This is a genomic window from Asticcacaulis machinosus (assembly GCF_028550435.1).
Classification (GTDB): domain Bacteria; phylum Pseudomonadota; class Alphaproteobacteria; order Caulobacterales; family Caulobacteraceae; genus Asticcacaulis; species Asticcacaulis machinosus.
Window position 1 is genome coordinate 275,419 of the sequence record NZ_JAQQKV010000004.1, and the last position, 15,142, is coordinate 290,560.

16 protein-coding genes are annotated in these 15,142 nt (G+C 56.3%); 4 read left to right on the plus strand and 12 right to left on the minus strand.

From position 1 onward, the window contains the following. Positions 1-14: 14 nt before the first annotated feature. Complete coding sequence (locus PQU98_RS16530) at positions 15-884, plus strand: NAD-dependent epimerase/dehydratase family protein (RefSeq protein ID WP_272746069.1); 870 nt, start codon at positions 15-17, stop codon at positions 882-884. On the opposite strand, the gene PQU98_RS16535 is transcribed toward PQU98_RS16530, so the two are convergent. From PQU98_RS16535 to PQU98_RS16570, 8 genes are all read right to left on the minus strand, one after another. Further along, positions 861-1,208 carry a VOC family protein gene (locus PQU98_RS16535; protein WP_272746070.1) on the minus strand — a complete coding sequence of 116 codons (348 nt, stop codon included), beginning with the start codon at positions 1,206-1,208 and terminating at the stop codon, positions 861-863. The genes PQU98_RS16530 and PQU98_RS16535 overlap by 24 nt on opposite strands. Then, positions 1,205-1,852 carry a class I SAM-dependent methyltransferase gene (locus tag PQU98_RS16540; RefSeq protein ID WP_272746071.1) on the minus strand — a complete coding sequence of 216 codons (648 nt, stop codon included), beginning with the start codon at positions 1,850-1,852 and terminating at the stop codon, positions 1,205-1,207. Before PQU98_RS16540 ends, PQU98_RS16535 begins: the two co-directional genes overlap by 4 nt. Beyond that, a complete protein-coding gene (locus tag PQU98_RS16545; protein WP_272746072.1) occupies positions 1,849-2,688 on the minus strand; it encodes a DUF3298 and DUF4163 domain-containing protein in 840 nt (279 codons plus the stop codon). Before PQU98_RS16545 ends, PQU98_RS16540 begins: the two co-directional genes overlap by 4 nt. A gap of 28 nt (positions 2,689-2,716) precedes the next feature. Further along, positions 2,717-3,646 (minus strand): 4-hydroxybenzoate octaprenyltransferase, encoded by a 930-nt coding sequence (gene ubiA, locus PQU98_RS16550; RefSeq protein WP_272746073.1) that lies wholly within the window; start codon positions 3,644-3,646, stop codon positions 2,717-2,719. A 43-nt stretch (positions 3,647-3,689) separates the two neighbouring features. Continuing rightward, positions 3,690-4,064, minus strand: a complete 375-nt coding sequence (locus PQU98_RS16555) for a hypothetical protein (protein WP_272746074.1) — start codon at positions 4,062-4,064, stop codon at positions 3,690-3,692. A 3-nt stretch (positions 4,065-4,067) separates the two neighbouring features. Continuing rightward, positions 4,068-4,640 (minus strand): hypothetical protein, encoded by a 573-nt coding sequence (locus PQU98_RS16560; protein WP_272746075.1) that lies wholly within the window; start codon positions 4,638-4,640, stop codon positions 4,068-4,070. A 123-nt stretch (positions 4,641-4,763) separates the two neighbouring features. After that, on the minus strand, positions 4,764-5,543 hold the full coding sequence (ppk2, locus tag PQU98_RS16565; protein WP_272746076.1) for a polyphosphate kinase 2: 780 nt from the start codon (positions 5,541-5,543) through the stop codon (positions 4,764-4,766). 50 nt (positions 5,544-5,593) lie between these two features. Beyond that, on the minus strand, positions 5,594-6,187 hold the full coding sequence (locus PQU98_RS16570) for a PAS domain-containing protein (RefSeq protein WP_272746077.1): 594 nt from the start codon (positions 6,185-6,187) through the stop codon (positions 5,594-5,596). A 151-nt stretch (positions 6,188-6,338) separates the two neighbouring features. Here PQU98_RS16570 and PQU98_RS16575 point away from each other — a divergent pair, with 151 nt between their 5' ends. Continuing rightward, a complete protein-coding gene (locus PQU98_RS16575) occupies positions 6,339-7,106 on the plus strand; it encodes a hypothetical protein (RefSeq protein ID WP_272746078.1) in 768 nt (255 codons plus the stop codon). A 235-nt stretch (positions 7,107-7,341) separates the two neighbouring features. On the opposite strand, the gene PQU98_RS16580 is transcribed toward PQU98_RS16575, so the two are convergent. The 4 genes from PQU98_RS16580 to hfaA all read right to left on the minus strand — a co-directional run bounded on the left by PQU98_RS16580 (position 7,342) and on the right by hfaA (position 13,130). Next, a complete protein-coding gene (locus PQU98_RS16580; protein WP_272746079.1) occupies positions 7,342-10,215 on the minus strand; it encodes a M16 family metallopeptidase in 2,874 nt (957 codons plus the stop codon). A 114-nt stretch (positions 10,216-10,329) separates the two neighbouring features. Then, on the minus strand, positions 10,330-11,649 hold the full coding sequence (gene hfaD / locus PQU98_RS16585; protein WP_272746080.1) for a holdfast anchor protein HfaD: 1,320 nt from the start codon (positions 11,647-11,649) through the stop codon (positions 10,330-10,332). After that, positions 11,576-12,682 carry a holdfast anchoring protein HfaB gene (gene hfaB / locus PQU98_RS16590; protein ID WP_272746081.1) on the minus strand — a complete coding sequence of 369 codons (1,107 nt, stop codon included), beginning with the start codon at positions 12,680-12,682 and terminating at the stop codon, positions 11,576-11,578. Before hfaB ends, hfaD begins: the two co-directional genes overlap by 74 nt. Position 12,683: 1 nt before the next feature. Then, a complete protein-coding gene (gene hfaA, locus PQU98_RS16595) occupies positions 12,684-13,130 on the minus strand; it encodes a holdfast anchoring protein HfaA (RefSeq protein WP_272746082.1) in 447 nt (148 codons plus the stop codon). A 219-nt stretch (positions 13,131-13,349) separates the two neighbouring features. Here hfaA and PQU98_RS16600 point away from each other — a divergent pair, with 219 nt between their 5' ends. After that, the gene (locus tag PQU98_RS16600; RefSeq protein WP_272746083.1) at positions 13,350-14,009 is read left to right on the plus strand and encodes a rhomboid family intramembrane serine protease; all 660 of its coding nucleotides are present in this window, start codon (positions 13,350-13,352) and stop codon (positions 14,007-14,009) included. A 152-nt stretch (positions 14,010-14,161) separates the two neighbouring features. Further along, positions 14,162-14,593 (plus strand): CBS domain-containing protein, encoded by a 432-nt coding sequence (locus PQU98_RS16605; protein ID WP_272746084.1) that lies wholly within the window; start codon positions 14,162-14,164, stop codon positions 14,591-14,593. Positions 14,594-15,142: the final 549 nt, after the last annotated feature.

Below are 15,142 nucleotides of genomic sequence, written 5' to 3' on the forward strand. Positions count from 1 at the left end.
GGTATGTGGAATTGATGCCGGAAAAATGCCTGATCGTTGGGGTGACGTCGCTGGTCGGGGCGCGGCTTGCCGGGGCACTCCGCGCGGATGGTCAGGGCTTTGAGGCCGCCTTTACTACGCGCCGGCCCAAACGTCCGGATGAGCTGTTTTTTGATCTGGCCCATCCCGAATCGTTTGACGGGCAGGGCTTTCGTCAGGTCATTATTACCGCTCCGGTTTGGCTGGTAAGCGAGGCCGTATTGCGGCGGTTATGGGCGCAGGGGATGAAGCGGCTGGTGGTGTTTTCGTCGACCAGCCGGTTTTCCAAGACCTTTTCGCCGGAACCGGAAGAACGCAGGATTGCCGATCTTCTGGCCACATCCGAAGACCGGATTATGGCGTTTGGCGCCATTCATGATGTGGGGGTAACGATCCTGCGGCCTACCTTGATCTATGATGAAGGCCGCGACCAGAATATCAGCCGGATCGCCAGATTTATTGATAAATATGGGGTCTTTGCTGTGTGCGGTCAGGCATCCGGCCTGCGTCAGCCGGTGCATGCCCGCGATCTGGCCACGGCGGCATTACAGGCGGTCAGGTCGGATGCGGCCGCCAATCAGGCTTATGATCTGTCAGGAGGCGAGACCCTGAGCTATCGCGACATGGTAGTGCGAATATTCGAGGCCAAGGGACGCTCACCGCGTATTATTTCGCCACCTGTATGGATATGGCGGCTGGGGTTTGGGGGGCTTGGCCTGATCCGTCCCGGCCAGAACCTCAAATCGAACGTCAATATGGCGCTGCGGATGAATATTGATCTGGTGTTCGATCATTCATCCGCCACGGCTGATTTTGGTTACGCCCCGCAACCGTTCAGGCCATCATTTATCCGACCAGATGCCTAACTCATTACCGGAAGGATCGGTAAATTGAAAGCGGCGGCCGCCGGGGAAGTCGAAGATATCGAGCGTCAGGGTGCCGCCTGCGGCCAGCACATCTTCGCGGCTTTGCTCCAGATTTTCGCTGTAGAGAATGACCAGAGGCTTGGCCGGGGCCGCGGGGGCTTCGGCCTGAAATCCGCCGTCCAGGCCTGCGCCGTCAAGGGCCGCATAGGTCGGGCCATAATCTATAAATGACCAGCCGAACGCCTTGGCATAAAAATCCTTGATGGGCGAAAGATCTGTGGCAGCCCATTCGATATAATCAATAGCGTGGTGGGTTTTGGTCATGGTCTAAGTCTCCAGACGGTTGCCGGTTTAACCGGTTTGTCCTCAATGTCGGTTGAGGTTTCAATGTCGTAATCAGCGCAGCGGATAAACCCGGTTTTCGGAAAATAGGTCCGGTGAGGATCGCCGACATACACAGCCTTACCTTCCACGGCGGCGGTACGCAAAACTGTCAGCATGGCCTCAAGCATTGGTTTTTCATAGGCGATATCACCGGCCAGAATGACGTCGACATCGGGCAAGCCAAGGCTCAGTAAATCACCGGCCTTAAATTCAATGGAATACCCATTAAACTCTGCATTGAGGGCGACAGCAGCCTCACAATAGGGATCTATATCATTACAGATGACCTGCGCGGCACCGGCTATGTGGGCGGCAATACCGACCAACCCTGACCCGCACGCCAGATCAAGCACACGCTTGCCCGCGACCATTTCCGGATTGTCCAGCACATATCGGCTCAGAGCCTGACCGCCCGACCAGGCAAAGGCCCAGAACGGTGGCGGCAATTGGTTCTGATCCAGATCGGCTTCGGTCATCTGCCACAGGGCCGTGGAATCGTCAGCCTGATAAAGGCTGATTTGCGGGACGGACGGCACGGGGCGCGCCACCGTATGGGCAGTTATAAACGCCTTATAGTCCCTCATTCCTGATCGGGAGAGAGTGCCTCAGGCGGCAGTTTTTCCTCAGGCAGAGGGGCCGGATTGCCGCCGAACTGCGCGGTATAGGCGGGCGCAATCACATCCTGAATAACCGAATAGGGCAAGCGGATCTGATAGGTGCCCTCGGCATAGGGGCCGACTTCATAGGGTGCAAACAGCACATCAATGGCGGCGGCCTTACCGGCTTCGGTCGATGGGATCAGCACATAATGGGCGGATTTCAGCTTGGGGCAGCCAAAGCCGGAATTGGCCTGAGTGATCGGGGTTTCAGCGCGTTTTGACCGTTCGGCCTCGACCTGACGGCACAGATAGGTTTCAGCCGGTTTCAGGTCAGCATTTGTGGCAAACAGGGTGTCCGGGTTTAGCGGTTTGTCGCTGGCCTTGTCCCACAGGACGGGATGGAAGGCGAGGTTACCGTGGGCGCCACCGGCATATTCCTCGATCTGGGAATAGACCGAAATCAGGCCCGCCGTTTCTGATGTCAGGTGCCAGACAATTTTGCGGAAATATTGCGGCTGTTCAAATCCGTCATTGGCCAACTGGGCGCGGTCGGTGACGGCCTGATTGGCGAATTGTTTGAGCGCGTCCTGATCCTGTGCTGACAGGGTTTCATGCAGGGTGGCGTGGGCCTTGAACGACTCCGGGAAATAGAGCGACGCTTCGGCATCGACGGTGTTGTGGGCATAGCTTAAGGGGGCTGTCGATTCGCGTTTGGCTTCAGCGGCCTTTGGGGGCTGTTCAGGTTTTTTCTGACAGGCAGTAATGCCCGCACTGATGATCAGGGCAGTAAGGGATAGACGGGACAGGAGCGCGCGCGACATGGTAATCTTTCGGAAATATGGCCGGATTTTAGCGGGTAAATCCGCATAAAATAAGGCCAGCCACCCATATTAGACCGGCATCGCGATTCGATTTAAACAGTTTTAGTGCCAAGGTACCATCTTCCGGCCGTAAGGTGTAAACCTGCCACGCCAGATGTCCGCCGATCAGGGCCTGAGCCACATAAAATGGCCAGGCGAGCGGTGCCAATGCCGCCGATATCGCGGTCAAAACAAAACACAGCACATAAATCAGGGTAATACCTTCGCGCGCTTTAGCTCCCAGCGCGCGGGCGGAGGATTTAACCCCGGCCATGACGTCGTCCTCGATGTCCTGCAAGGCATAGATAGTGTCATAGCCAATTGTCCAGAATACCAGACCGGCGTAGAACAGAAGCGCGGGCAGGGTGATCTCGCCCGCCACGGCGGCATAGGCCATCAGGAAGCCCCAGTTAAAGGTCAGACCCAGCCACGCCTGCGGCCACCAGGTGATGCGCTTCATGAACGGATAGGCGGCCACCAGCGCCAGCGATCCGACACCTAAGCCTATCGCCAGCGTACCCAGTTGCAGCAGGATGAGCAGGCTGATCAGGCAGCAGATGATGATAAACGCCATCGCCTGTTTCGGTGTGATCTGGCCCGACGCGATCGGACGGTTGCGGGTGCGCTCGACCTTTGCGTCAATATCCCGGTCAACAAGGTCGTTAAATGCGCATCCCGCCGCCCGCATCAGGGCCGAGCCAATGGCAAACAGGATCAGGAAATATAGGGGAAACGCCGTGCCCGTTACCGCGCTGGCATAGGCGAGCCCCATGGCACCGGGCAGGAACAGCAACCAGATTCCGACCGGACGGTCAAACCGGCCCAGCCTCAGCCACGGGCGCCAACTTAGCGGGGCGTAGATATCCACCCAGTTTTTAGGGGCGGCATCGGGTAAGGTTACAGGGTCGCGGGGCGTCATAAGGCCCTAGATGCTCTGACTGCCCATAAATGTCGAGAGGGATTTAGGTGGATTGGACGAGAAGGCTTAAAGCCTCTAGCGTTTCCTCATGCGTAGGTGGTCTACTATCATCCTCAATGAAATGAATTGCGTCCCGCACAATATCATCCTCAAATTCGAAGTCATCACTCATGATGATGCAGTCGGCAACATAACTCGCCAACTCGAATGGTAGGCGGTTATAAGCAAAGGCTTCAAGAAGTCGCTGGCCGCCATCGCGGGTCACTATCTTAGGCGGACCGTCTGATATGACGATATGCCCAATGTCACCGGATTTTAACGCCTCATTGCATGAAGCTACTTCGTCCGCGATTTCACCTGCTAGCGTTTCAGGAGAAAGTGTGCCATCCAGAAACTGAACCAAGGTTTCATATTTCATATCTTAAGCCCGACGCCGTGTGGGCGCTTTTTTCTGGGGGATGACGCGCACGAACGGACGCGGGCCGAACAGGCTGTCTTCCATGCCGGTTTCCAGTGTATCGCCGCGCTTGGGATTAGAGATATTCAGGTCTTCGGTTGGGGTGACCACCCACAGACCGTCGGTTGAATGGATCAGCACCAGCCCTTTGGTCGGAAACACTTCCGACCACAGCTTGATCTGCTTATAGTAGGGCTCAACCCGCCAGGCATTGGGACGGCCATGATCGACATCAATATTGAGCGTGGTGCCGTTGGGATCAAGGCGCAGGACAAATCCCGCGATATCGGGCCGCCACAGCGCATTCAGATCATCATGTTTCAGCCACAGACATTTGAAATCCTGACAGATTTGCGGATGAAGACCCCAGACGCCGCAGCCCTTGACGTGACCGGTGTGCTGGCACATGTGCCCGGCCTTTTTGCCCAGATCATCAATGTCATAAACTTTGCAGCACAGGTTGCAGTCACCGCATACCTTGAGCGCGGCTCGTGGCTTAGGCGGCACGTGTCCGGCCTCATGCGATTCTATGTTCATAACCCGATCCCGAACTTCTGTTCAGTTACGCCCACCAGCCTGTTTCAAGGCCGGTTGCCGAGGGCGTCCCCTTAGACAGGGTGATTCTGGCAAATCAGAGTCAATAAATGCTTAATGAGCCGTTTATGGATTTAAGCTGCGCTTGCCTTTAGTAACGGCATCAAACGAAAAAACGATATCTGGATCGGGTTTAGGCACTGGGTTGGTATATTGGCACTCATCAATCATTGATAATATGTGGCGGATGATGTTTTCACGGGCTGCGGTCTTGTCATCCGTCTTGATGCAGGTCCACGGCGCATGTTTTGTGTGAGAGGCTTTCAGCATCTCATCGCGGGCTGCGGAATAATCAGCCCATTTTCCCTGCGCCACCGCATCGAGGGGAGACACCTTAAGCCGTTTCAGTGGATCGGCGCGGCGCTCATCTAGCCGTTTTTTCTGTTCGTCCCGAGATATGTCAAGCCACAGCTTGATCAGGATAATATCGTCATGAATCAACATGGATTCAAACTGTGGCACATCCTTGATGAAGCGGGCCTGTTCTTCGGGTGTGGAAAAGCCCATAACCTTTTCGACCCCGGCGCGATTGTACCAGGAGCGGTTAAACAGCGTCCATTCACCGGCAGCCGGCAGGTGAGGGGTATAACGCTGGAACCACCACTGGGTCTTTTCGCGGTCGGAGGGTTTAGGCAGGGCGACCACCTGAGTTTGACGAACCGCCAGATGCTCAGTGATGCGTTTTATAGCGCCGTCCTTACCGGCGGCGTCGCGGCCTTCAAACACAATACAGATGCGTTTTCCGGCACTTTGTGCCCAGATCTGGGCATCGACCAGATTGACCTGTAAGGCCTCCAGCCGGTCTTCGGCGGCTTTCTTTTTGTCGGATTTTCCGTTTTGTGCCATTTTGAGCTCCTGTTTAGGCAAGAGTGACGCAAGCGGGCCAGGATCGCAAGTCAGGCGATTAACTGACCCCGGACACTGACCAGACGCAGATGGCTTTCGCGGGGCAACCGCTCAGGATCGTAAAGCCTGACCGAATGCAGCGTCATGGTGGTGACCGTGGCGCGGCGTAAGAACGGGATCGGCCCCTGCGGCTGATAAAGACCGACCATGCGATCGACGTCACCAGACGCATTGCGTAAAGGGGCGAGGGCGATATCAAAACGCACGGTCTCGTTTCGGGACGTTGCAGCCGAGGCGGTCAGGATCAGCGGCTGCTGGCGATGGGTGGCCAGATTGAGCGCGACCTTTAGCTGCTCTTCATGGGCCGGTGCGAACAGTTTGGTGAAGGATGTGGTCTTAAGTCCCGCGCCATGCAGGGCGACCAGAAAGCCGCCTGTCAGGCGAAATCTGTAGTCATTTCCGCTGGTTGCGATCATCATCATCTGCGGCATCAGGTCTTTGAGCTGCACCGGATCAAAGTCGGCCCGCAACGGCGCCAACTGTGAAAGCTCAGGCGTTTCAATGCGCAACGGGCTGTTCTGGGCGGCGCCCTGTTGCAGGGCGCGCCAGTAGCTTAAAAAACTGACTGTGCTGGAATGGGACATGGGCGTCTCCTTTCCAGCCGTCATGCGCAAAAACCACGCCGACGCGGGCGAAAAAATGTGATTTTACCGGTTTCCATTAGGAAAAAGGCAAGTTTGGTACGGTATGGTTTTTGCTTAAATTTCGCGAGAAACATGAGGAGCGTCTCAAAATATGCGCGCAAATAAATCTCTTATCGGTCACGGCTCACTTATCGCTTTAGGTGTTTTGCTGGGATCGCTCGCGGCCGGTCAGGCATCGGCACAATGTAATTCCGGCTGTGCGCCACCGCCTCCGCCCAGCCCCCCGTCTCATCCGTCAAAGCCGTCCATGCCGCACGTCAGTGCCCATGCCTCAGCCTATGCCAGCGCGCACGCGTCGGCCAATGCGTCGGCAGGCGCCACCGGCTCTGTCTATTATGGCGGTGGCTATGGCAACTGGTCGCAGGCGCAAGGCATTCCGGCGGTCACCGGTGGGCTCAATGTCGAAACCGGACATGAAATGGCGGCTGAGTCCTATCAGGCCTCGCGTCAGGTGACGAAAACGGTCACGCTTCAGGCGTCCTGCATTGACGATAAGGGCGTGCCCCATCCGGCCTCACAGGTCTTTGGCGGTAAGGACGTTAAGGGCAATTACCGCGGCGAGCTATATCGCTGCATCGCCGGTACTCGCCTGCAATATATTGCCGATGGCAAAAGCTATGACTGCGGTAAGAGTGATGCCCTGTGGCATGAAGGCGGGATTGTTGGGTGCCGTCGTCAGGCTGCGGCGCGCGCCTGCAATGAGCGCTCACTGCTGCGCCGTTTTGGGGCGGGTGTGAAGATACTGACCCTGACCACGACCGAAACCTATATGGCCAGCCGTCAGGTCGAGAAGAAGTCATCGTACAGCGCAGCTTCAAACATGGTGTTTGATGGTGGCGTCGGTGGCTTTGTTCAGTAAGATTATCGGAAATAATAAGAAACGACTATAAAACTATAAGAAAACCCCGCAGATTAATCTGCGGGGTTTTTTGTTCTCCTCCCTATCCGATAGGATGGGGAGGTGGATTTTTGGAGGCGAGCCTTCAAAAAGACGGAGGGGGAATTCCGCCGGTTGGATACCCCTCCGTCTGTTCGCTGCGCTCACAGCCACCCGCTCCGGCGGCCCGGTCCCCACTTCGTAGGGAGGAGAAACACTATTTCGCTTCCGGCTTGGCCTGAAGCCTCAGGGCCTTTTCTTTGACGAGATAGGCCTGGGCCAGCTTTTGCAGATCGGTGGCGGTGACCTTTTCCAGTTCGGCCTTACGGGTGCGGACGGCCTCGACCTTGCGCGGATCGGTCGATGAGCCCGGCAGGACACCCGCCCAGAAACCGTTGGTTTTCAGGGTGACTTCGTATTTGTCCAGCACGGGCTTTCTGGCCCGCAACAGTTCGTCCTCAGTAACACCTTTGGTTTTTAGGTCGTCCACAATGGCCATGACAGAGGTATAGAATACCTCATCCTGATCCGGTTTAACGGTGGCTGAGGCGCCGATATAGCCGAACCCCTTGAAAGCGTTGGAGGCGACGGATGAGGCGGACGAGCCATAGGACGCGCCTTGTTTTTCACGGATTTCCTCGATCAGGCGCAGGGTCATAACTTCGGACAGCAGTTCAAGGCCGCGTGCGGTCTGGGTACTGGCGAAGAAGTCGGTGGTCGGGAAGGCGATGTAGGACAGGTTCTGGTCTTCGCGGCCCTTGTGGGTAAAGACCTGATGCAGATTGGTGGTCGGGAATTTGACGACATTACCCTTCGGCGCGATGGCCAGGGCTTTGCGCGGGGCAAGGGTGGCAAAGGTCGCATCAACCTGTTTCAGCGCCTCTTCTACGGTAATGTTGCCGACAAAGGTGATCTCGACCGGTGATTTGGTAAGCAGGGTCTGAGTAAAGGCCTTGACCTCATCATTGGTGGTTTTCAGGAATTCATCCTGTGAGGGGATGCCGAAACGGTCATCGCCGGAGCGGATCACGCGCGGGGCGTTGACACTGAAAACGCTGTTGGGGCTGGACTGGAGCTGGGTATAGTAGTTCGGCACAAAGGCTTTCAGGCGCGCGAACGCATCGGCGCGGAAGGCCGTATCGGTGGTGAAGGCCATCAGCACCTGCATCTGGGTGGTCAGGTCGTCCTTGGTGGTGCCGCCGGCTAAGGTCGCCGAATCTTCGCCAATATTATAGCTGAGGCCATAAATCTTACCGGCCAGAGTTTCCTTGATTTCTTCGGCCTCAAGCTTGCCCAGGCCGCCTTCGAACACACCGGCGGATGAGGCCTCGAACACCGGTGCGCTGGAGCCCGGAGCAATGGTTTGCAGACCGCCGGCAAACCGCACGGTGACCAGAATTTCATTGTCCTTAAAGGTAGTCGGCTTGATATTGACCCTTACACCATTGGCATAGGTCACCTGCGTGATGCCAAGATCGGCCAGGGTTTCGGTCTTGACGACCTTTGACGGGGTGCCGAACTGCGCATAGGGCCAGGGCTTTTTATCAATCGCCAGTGGTTCAACCACATTCTGCGCCATCAGGGTCTGGTAGGTTGCCTGAATGGCGGCCTGATCGAATTTGGCTGCATCCGAGCCCTGACGCGAAATCAGCGGGCCGTCGCCCAGATCCAGCCCCTTGATGCGGGCATTGATGGTCTCAAGCGTCAGCCGGGGCTTGATTTTATTGAAGAAGGCCAGATTTTGGGTAGGCGAGGTCAGCACCTCATTGTCGCCTAAGGTGCCAATGATCTGTCCGGCAATGGCGCCGGTGTTGCGGGTCTTCTCCCCCTTGACGGCGGCATCGAGGCCGGCGGCAAATTCGGTCAGGACGCGATCAAGTTCGGCCTGAGAGACGCCGTAAGCCTGAAACTGGCGCAGGGTCATTAAAGCTTGCTCCAGCGCCGCCTTGTCCTGACCGGGCTTGGGGGTAATCATCAGGCTGTTGGTTTCAGCGGTCTTGTTGACGCTGCCACTGCCGAAGCTGGCCGCCGCAAACTGGGTTTCCGGGGCTTTCGACTGGCGCTCCAGCCGCAGGTTCACAATGGCGGCGATAATGTTGTCGAGGGTGTCATCAAAATCGCTGGCCTCGGTTTCCACACTGCCGTCAAAGGGCTTGAACCATGATACTGACAGCGAATCGGGCAGGCCGGACTCGGCATAGGTATGAACGCGCTGGCCTTTGTTCGCATAGGTGCCGAAGCTGGTCAGGGCGTTTTTCGTCTGGGGCTTGCCCTGCCAGTCGCCGAATTTGGCCTTGATCTTGGCCTCAATCTCATCGGGATTGATGTCGCCGACGATCACCAGAGTGGCATATTCCGGCCGGTAGAAATCATGATAAAAATCGACAAAAGCTTGTGCTGGCGCCGTTTTGATCACCTCGACCTGACCGATGGGAAGGCGCTCAGGATAGGGCTGACCAGCAAACGCTGACTTGGCAAAGGCTATATAGGCGCGCATCCCCGGTGAGGCGCGGGCGCGTTCTTCGCCCAGAATGACGCCGCGTTCAGCTTCAATGGCCTTGGGATCGAGCAACAGATTGCTGGCCGTTTCGCGCATCAGCATCAGGGCGGTGTCGACGATTTCCGGATCGACCTTCGGCAGGTCCAGCATGTAGACCGTCTCATCGAACGAGGTATAGGCGTTGGTGTCGGGGCCGAATTTCAGGCCGTGACGCTCCAGGATTTTGATCATCTCGCCTTCGGGCACATTCTTTGAGCCGTTAAAGGCCATGTGCTCAAGGAAGTGAGCCAGTCCCTGCTGGGCGTCGGTTTCCATCAGAGATCCGGCATCGAAACGTAAACGCACCGCCGCTGTGCCCGGAGGGGTGGCGTTCTTATAGATCACATAGGTCATGCCGTTGGAAAGCTTACCAAAACGGGCGGCAGGATCAGGGGTAAGGTCACTTTTGGTTTGCGCAAATCCGACCGGCGGATTGGCCTTGAGGGCTTGGGCGTGGACGGCCACGGGAGCCAGAGCGGTAGTCAGCGCCGTTGTGGACAGGGCCAGGGCCAAAGAAAAGACAAAAATTCCGCGGGTTTTGCGCAAAAGCATCAGGGTCGCCTCATAAGTTTCTTATGAAAGCGACCCTGTATTATGTTCGTGGTTTTGAAAAGGCGTCAGGCTTTGGATTACGAAAATGTAATCCTGCGAAGCGGGGAGGAGAGACTACGGATTGCCGGAAGTGTAGTAGGTCGCCGTATTACCGGTGGCGCGGGCAACCGACACAATCGAGCGGCCAGTACCGGTGATATTGACGGTGTTGGTGGCCGTCACATCGCCATTATTGACCTGATTGTTGTTGACGCTCATGTTCGGCTCGCACGCCCCGCAGGCATAGCCCATAGCCGAATTGCCGGTGGCATCGGATTGCAGGTAGGTGTCATAGCCGTCCTGACCGGTGAACTGAGCGCTGGCCTCAACCCCGCCGGAATTGAGCTGGCTATTGTCGATTTCCACATACTTATCGTTATTGCCCGCGATCAGCAGGTTGCCGGTGCTGGAGGCCGTGGCGGTCGCTGTGCCGTACTGGGTGGCCAGAATGCGCGTATCCGCCAGAACCACGTCGTTGGCATTAGTCTGATCTGAGCGCACCACCATTGACCCGCCGGTATTGCCGACATTGACGGTGTTGGCAACGGCATTAGCCGTGCCCGCGACGTTCCACAGATTGGTGCCTGACGCGTCGCTATAGGCTTCGGTGCGGGTAGCCGCGCTGGTGGTTTGGGTCACCTGATGAAGCTGGGAACCGCGATCATCTCCGTTTGCCTGAAAATAGTTGTTATAGGCATTCGACGCATAAAGGTTGGGTGAGGGCGAATATTGCACCGACGTCGTGGTTCGGGCCCGCACATCGGTATTCGAGGCCTGGGTGGTGTTGGACACGATCCGGGCTTCGGTTGCCCCAAATTCCTGATGGTTGACGATGGCCGTGGTCTGGACTTCACCGCTGGAATAGATAGTCCCGTTTGGCGCGGCGATCTCACTGTCGGCATAGACGTGATTGGCGGTTGACGTCTGGTTGATCGTGGTCGTCAGTTCGCCCTGAACGGCAGCAAAGCTGCCGGAATTGCCGATGCCTTGCGTTTCCATATAGACTGGCGTGCCGATGGATTTGCCGGTTTCGCCCGCGACCGCCGTGCTGTTCAGGCGTGTGCTGGCCTCGATCACACCTGAATTGGTCTGAACCGAGTTGAGCGTGGCGTTCACCTGCGCGTTGCCGCCGTCCATACGGTTGCCGGTGGCATAGGTGCGCAAAGACGTCAGGCCGTCATTGATATAGACATTGGCGGTCTGAGCTGAGGTAACGGCACCGGTATTGGACTGCGTATTGGTGCACGCGCGCATACCGTTGGTCAGCGGGCAGGCGGCCTGCGTCGCGTCGGCATCGGGCACAGTGACATTATAGTCCTGACTAGTAGCGGGAGACCACGCGGCAGCACTTATCGCCATCACGCTGGTCATGATCGTGATCAGGCTTGGTCGCATGGGGCTTATCCTTTGGTTTATCTTCGGTCTGGCGAGCGGCATCGTCGGCAACGCGGCCGGTTTTACGCCAGCGCTGAGGATCTTCGCGGGTGCCGGCATTGTTGGTCTCCAGATTATTATAGGCCGGGGTGAAACCACCCGTGGCACCCGTCGTGGCATTATAGTTGAGGAAATCGTCTTTTGGGCTCAGGCACACTTCGGGGCCCGCCGCACCATAAAGGTTGGTCATGAACTCCAGCGTGGCGCGCTCAATCAGGGCCCGCACAGCCAGTTGCATTGGCTCTAAGCCGCCTTCGCCAGCTGAAATGTCAAAGATATTGCCGTTAAAGAAGTCGAACACCCCGGCCTTGATCTCACGGCCGATGATCTGCTTCTGATAGGAAATGACATCGACCACTTCGAGCGTGCGGGTATCGACCAGACGCAGATCAAGGGCGACGTTCATTACATAAAGACGGGCATTTAAAATGCCTTTGGTGTCACGCGCGTCGGCGTCTCCGACATAGGCATCAAGGCCGCTGGAGCGGATGTTGTAGTTTAGTTCGGTAATACCGCCGACGATGTGGAAATCCGAACCGGCGATCTGACCCGCCATGATCTTACGGTACTCACCGGCCACCGTCGGATCCGACATCGGGGCGTCAGTGATCAGCTTATTGTTGGCATATTTCAGTTCAAGTTCGGATACTGACGTATCGAAACGCTCGACCTGACGCGCGCCGGCCTTGGCAAGGGCCGTCATGGCCATGAGCGAAGCGCCCTGGGTGATCTTGCGGCCACCCTCGTATTCGACCTTGCCCGTATAGTCCGAGATCCGGCCCACGGCCATGCGTGGCGAGGCCAAACGATGGGCACGGGCGTAGGATGACAGGCAGACCAGAGCGTCGGAATAGGCAGTCGGGTTAGCGGTGACCGGCGCATTGCCAATCGGCTTGGCATAGATGCCGCTGGGGCCCGCCACAGGCGATACGCAGCCAGATAAGGTCGCAGCGGCAGCGATGAGGGCCGCGGTGCGCGTCAGGTTACGTTTCATATTAGAAGCCATTAGAAAGAGTTCCTGTGATATCAGCATCGGCCGTGGCCGTGTTGGTTCCGGCATTGGCGGTGACATTGCCGTTATTGATTTGCGTCGAATCGATCATGACGGTGTTGTAATTGCCGCTGACGACGACCGAGAGATTGTTGCCGATGGCGGTAGCGCCACCGATGGCGCCCGCGCCGGAATAGGCGTCGGCGGCCCCGCTGGCGCGGCCATAGGCATAGACTGAGTTATCGGCACCGGTGACGATCACGCCGTCGACGATGACGCGATTGCCGCTGGCGTCACGGGTTGACGGGTTAATAGCGCGTTCTTCTGAGCCGCGCGCACGGCCATAGCCGGTTTCAAAGCTGGAGGATGTGGAGGACATGCTCTGAGCCTGAACGGTGCCGGATATCAGGGCCGCCGTCAGTCCAAGGGCTGAAAATATGATATGTTTCATTATGTTCGCTCCACAGGCTTTTGGCTCTCACGTCTGAGGCGAAAAGCAATTTGGATGCCAGTGTGAGGCAGAACATTAAAAATAAGGTATATATTGCCCTAAAATCGTACGCCGTTCAGACGGTCGCACTGTTTTTTGTCTCTATTTGCGCTAAAGGGGTGGTGCAGCGTGCGCAATGTGTGCTGAATTGGCATTCTTCTCATTAGGCTTTGCGTCACTTTGCCCGATACATCCCGCCGTCATCATGAACCTGCTTTTAATGCGCCCTGGCCGGCGCTTTTGCTGTGCGTCTTTATTTTGGGGCTGTATGGCCTTCAATCGATGGTGAGTGATGAGCAGCTTTTGTTCATCAATTTCGGTCTTTCGCCTATATTATTGTCGCAAGGGCATTGGTCTTCGCTAATTACCTCGCTGTTTTTGCACGGCAACTGGTTGCATGCCGGGATTAATGCGGTCATGGCGCTGGCGTTCGCCGCACCCGTTGCGCGCGCATTTGGTCTGGGTTTTCGCGGCTTCTTATCGTTTCTCGCCTTTTATCTGGTGTGCGGTATGGCGGCAGGCTTGGGTTACTGCCTTATACATATGAATCAGGATGTCATATTGGTCGGCGCGTCAGGCGCGGTCTCCGGCTTGATGGGGGCGGCTATGCGGCTGCGGATCGAAGGGCTGTTGCTACCCATCCTGAGTAAGCCCGTTATTGGCGCCAGCGTTGTCTGGATCGGCATAAACCTGTTTGCAGGCTTTTTCACCTTCATGCCGGGCGTTGAGGCGGGCTCGATTGCCTGGGAAGCTCACGTTTTCGGTTACTTATTTGGCCTGCTGCTGATTGGCGCCTGGCTGGGGGCGTTTCATCGCAAACGCCTGAAAGTGCTGCAATAGGCGAAAGACGTGCCGATTTGGCACAATCACGTAAATTTGACGAACGCAGTTATGTGGTGTGCGGTGTTAGCCATACATTATGATTGTCAAAACCGCGTTTTGGGGTGACCCTCTCCCTTTAATAAACAGACATCCGTGGGAGGGTGCGTCTAATGCTCATCAATCAGTTGCTGAATACAAAGGGTCATCAGGTTTTTACGGTCTCTCCGGAAGAGACCGTTTCGGCGATTGCCGCTCTATTATATGCGCGCCGGGTAGGGGCCTTTATCGTGGCAGACAAAATCGGTCGCGTGGTTGGGATTGTCTCTGAGCGCGACGTTATTCGGGCTTTAGCGCAAATTGGGCCGGATGCGCTGTCCCGCTCTGTCACAGATATTATGACCAAGGATGTGATTTCGGCCAGCCCGTGTGAGTCGATTGAGGTTTTGCTTGAGCGTATGACGGATCGCCGGATTCGGCACTTGCCGGTTATGGACGGCACAAAGCTAGTCGGGATCGTGTCGATCGGGGATCTGGTTAAGGCGCGTATCTCCGTCGCCGAAGCCGAAGCTCAGGGGCTTAAAGCATATATCGCTGCGGGCTAGGCGAGGGCGCTCTTATATATGTAGTGAAATGAGGCGGGCGCGTGGGGTAAAGCGCGCCCGTTTTGTTGTGTCTGGGGAAAAGTCTTAATAAACGTAAATGAGGGCTTGCGTAAGGTGCCGCCCCTTGCCTATAAGCCGCCTCCCGGTTGGACGCCTCTACGGATTGCGACGACGGAGCCAAGCTTTTTTAGTTTTGCTCTTGATGCCTTTCTTAAATAGAGTTATGTTCCGCCTTCCTCCGATTCTGTTGGGCTGGAAGGGTCGTCTGCTAAGATGCTCCTTGCGGTTTTGCTGTCTCTGAATTCTGACCCAAGTGGGTTGGTGATTTAAAGAAAAAGATCGGTTGACAGGGTGTTTTTGCTTCTGTAGGAACGCCGCTCCGCTGAGAAGGTTTTGGTCTGATTGGTGGGTGTGTGGGTTGGTTATTTTGGTTTTTGGAATTTCTAAAAACTTTTTAAAAATAACTAGTTGACACGAAAAACTGAGCGGTTATAAGCGCCGCTCTCCACGAGGAAGCCTACGGGTTTTGAGTGGTTTGGCTGAGGGTTC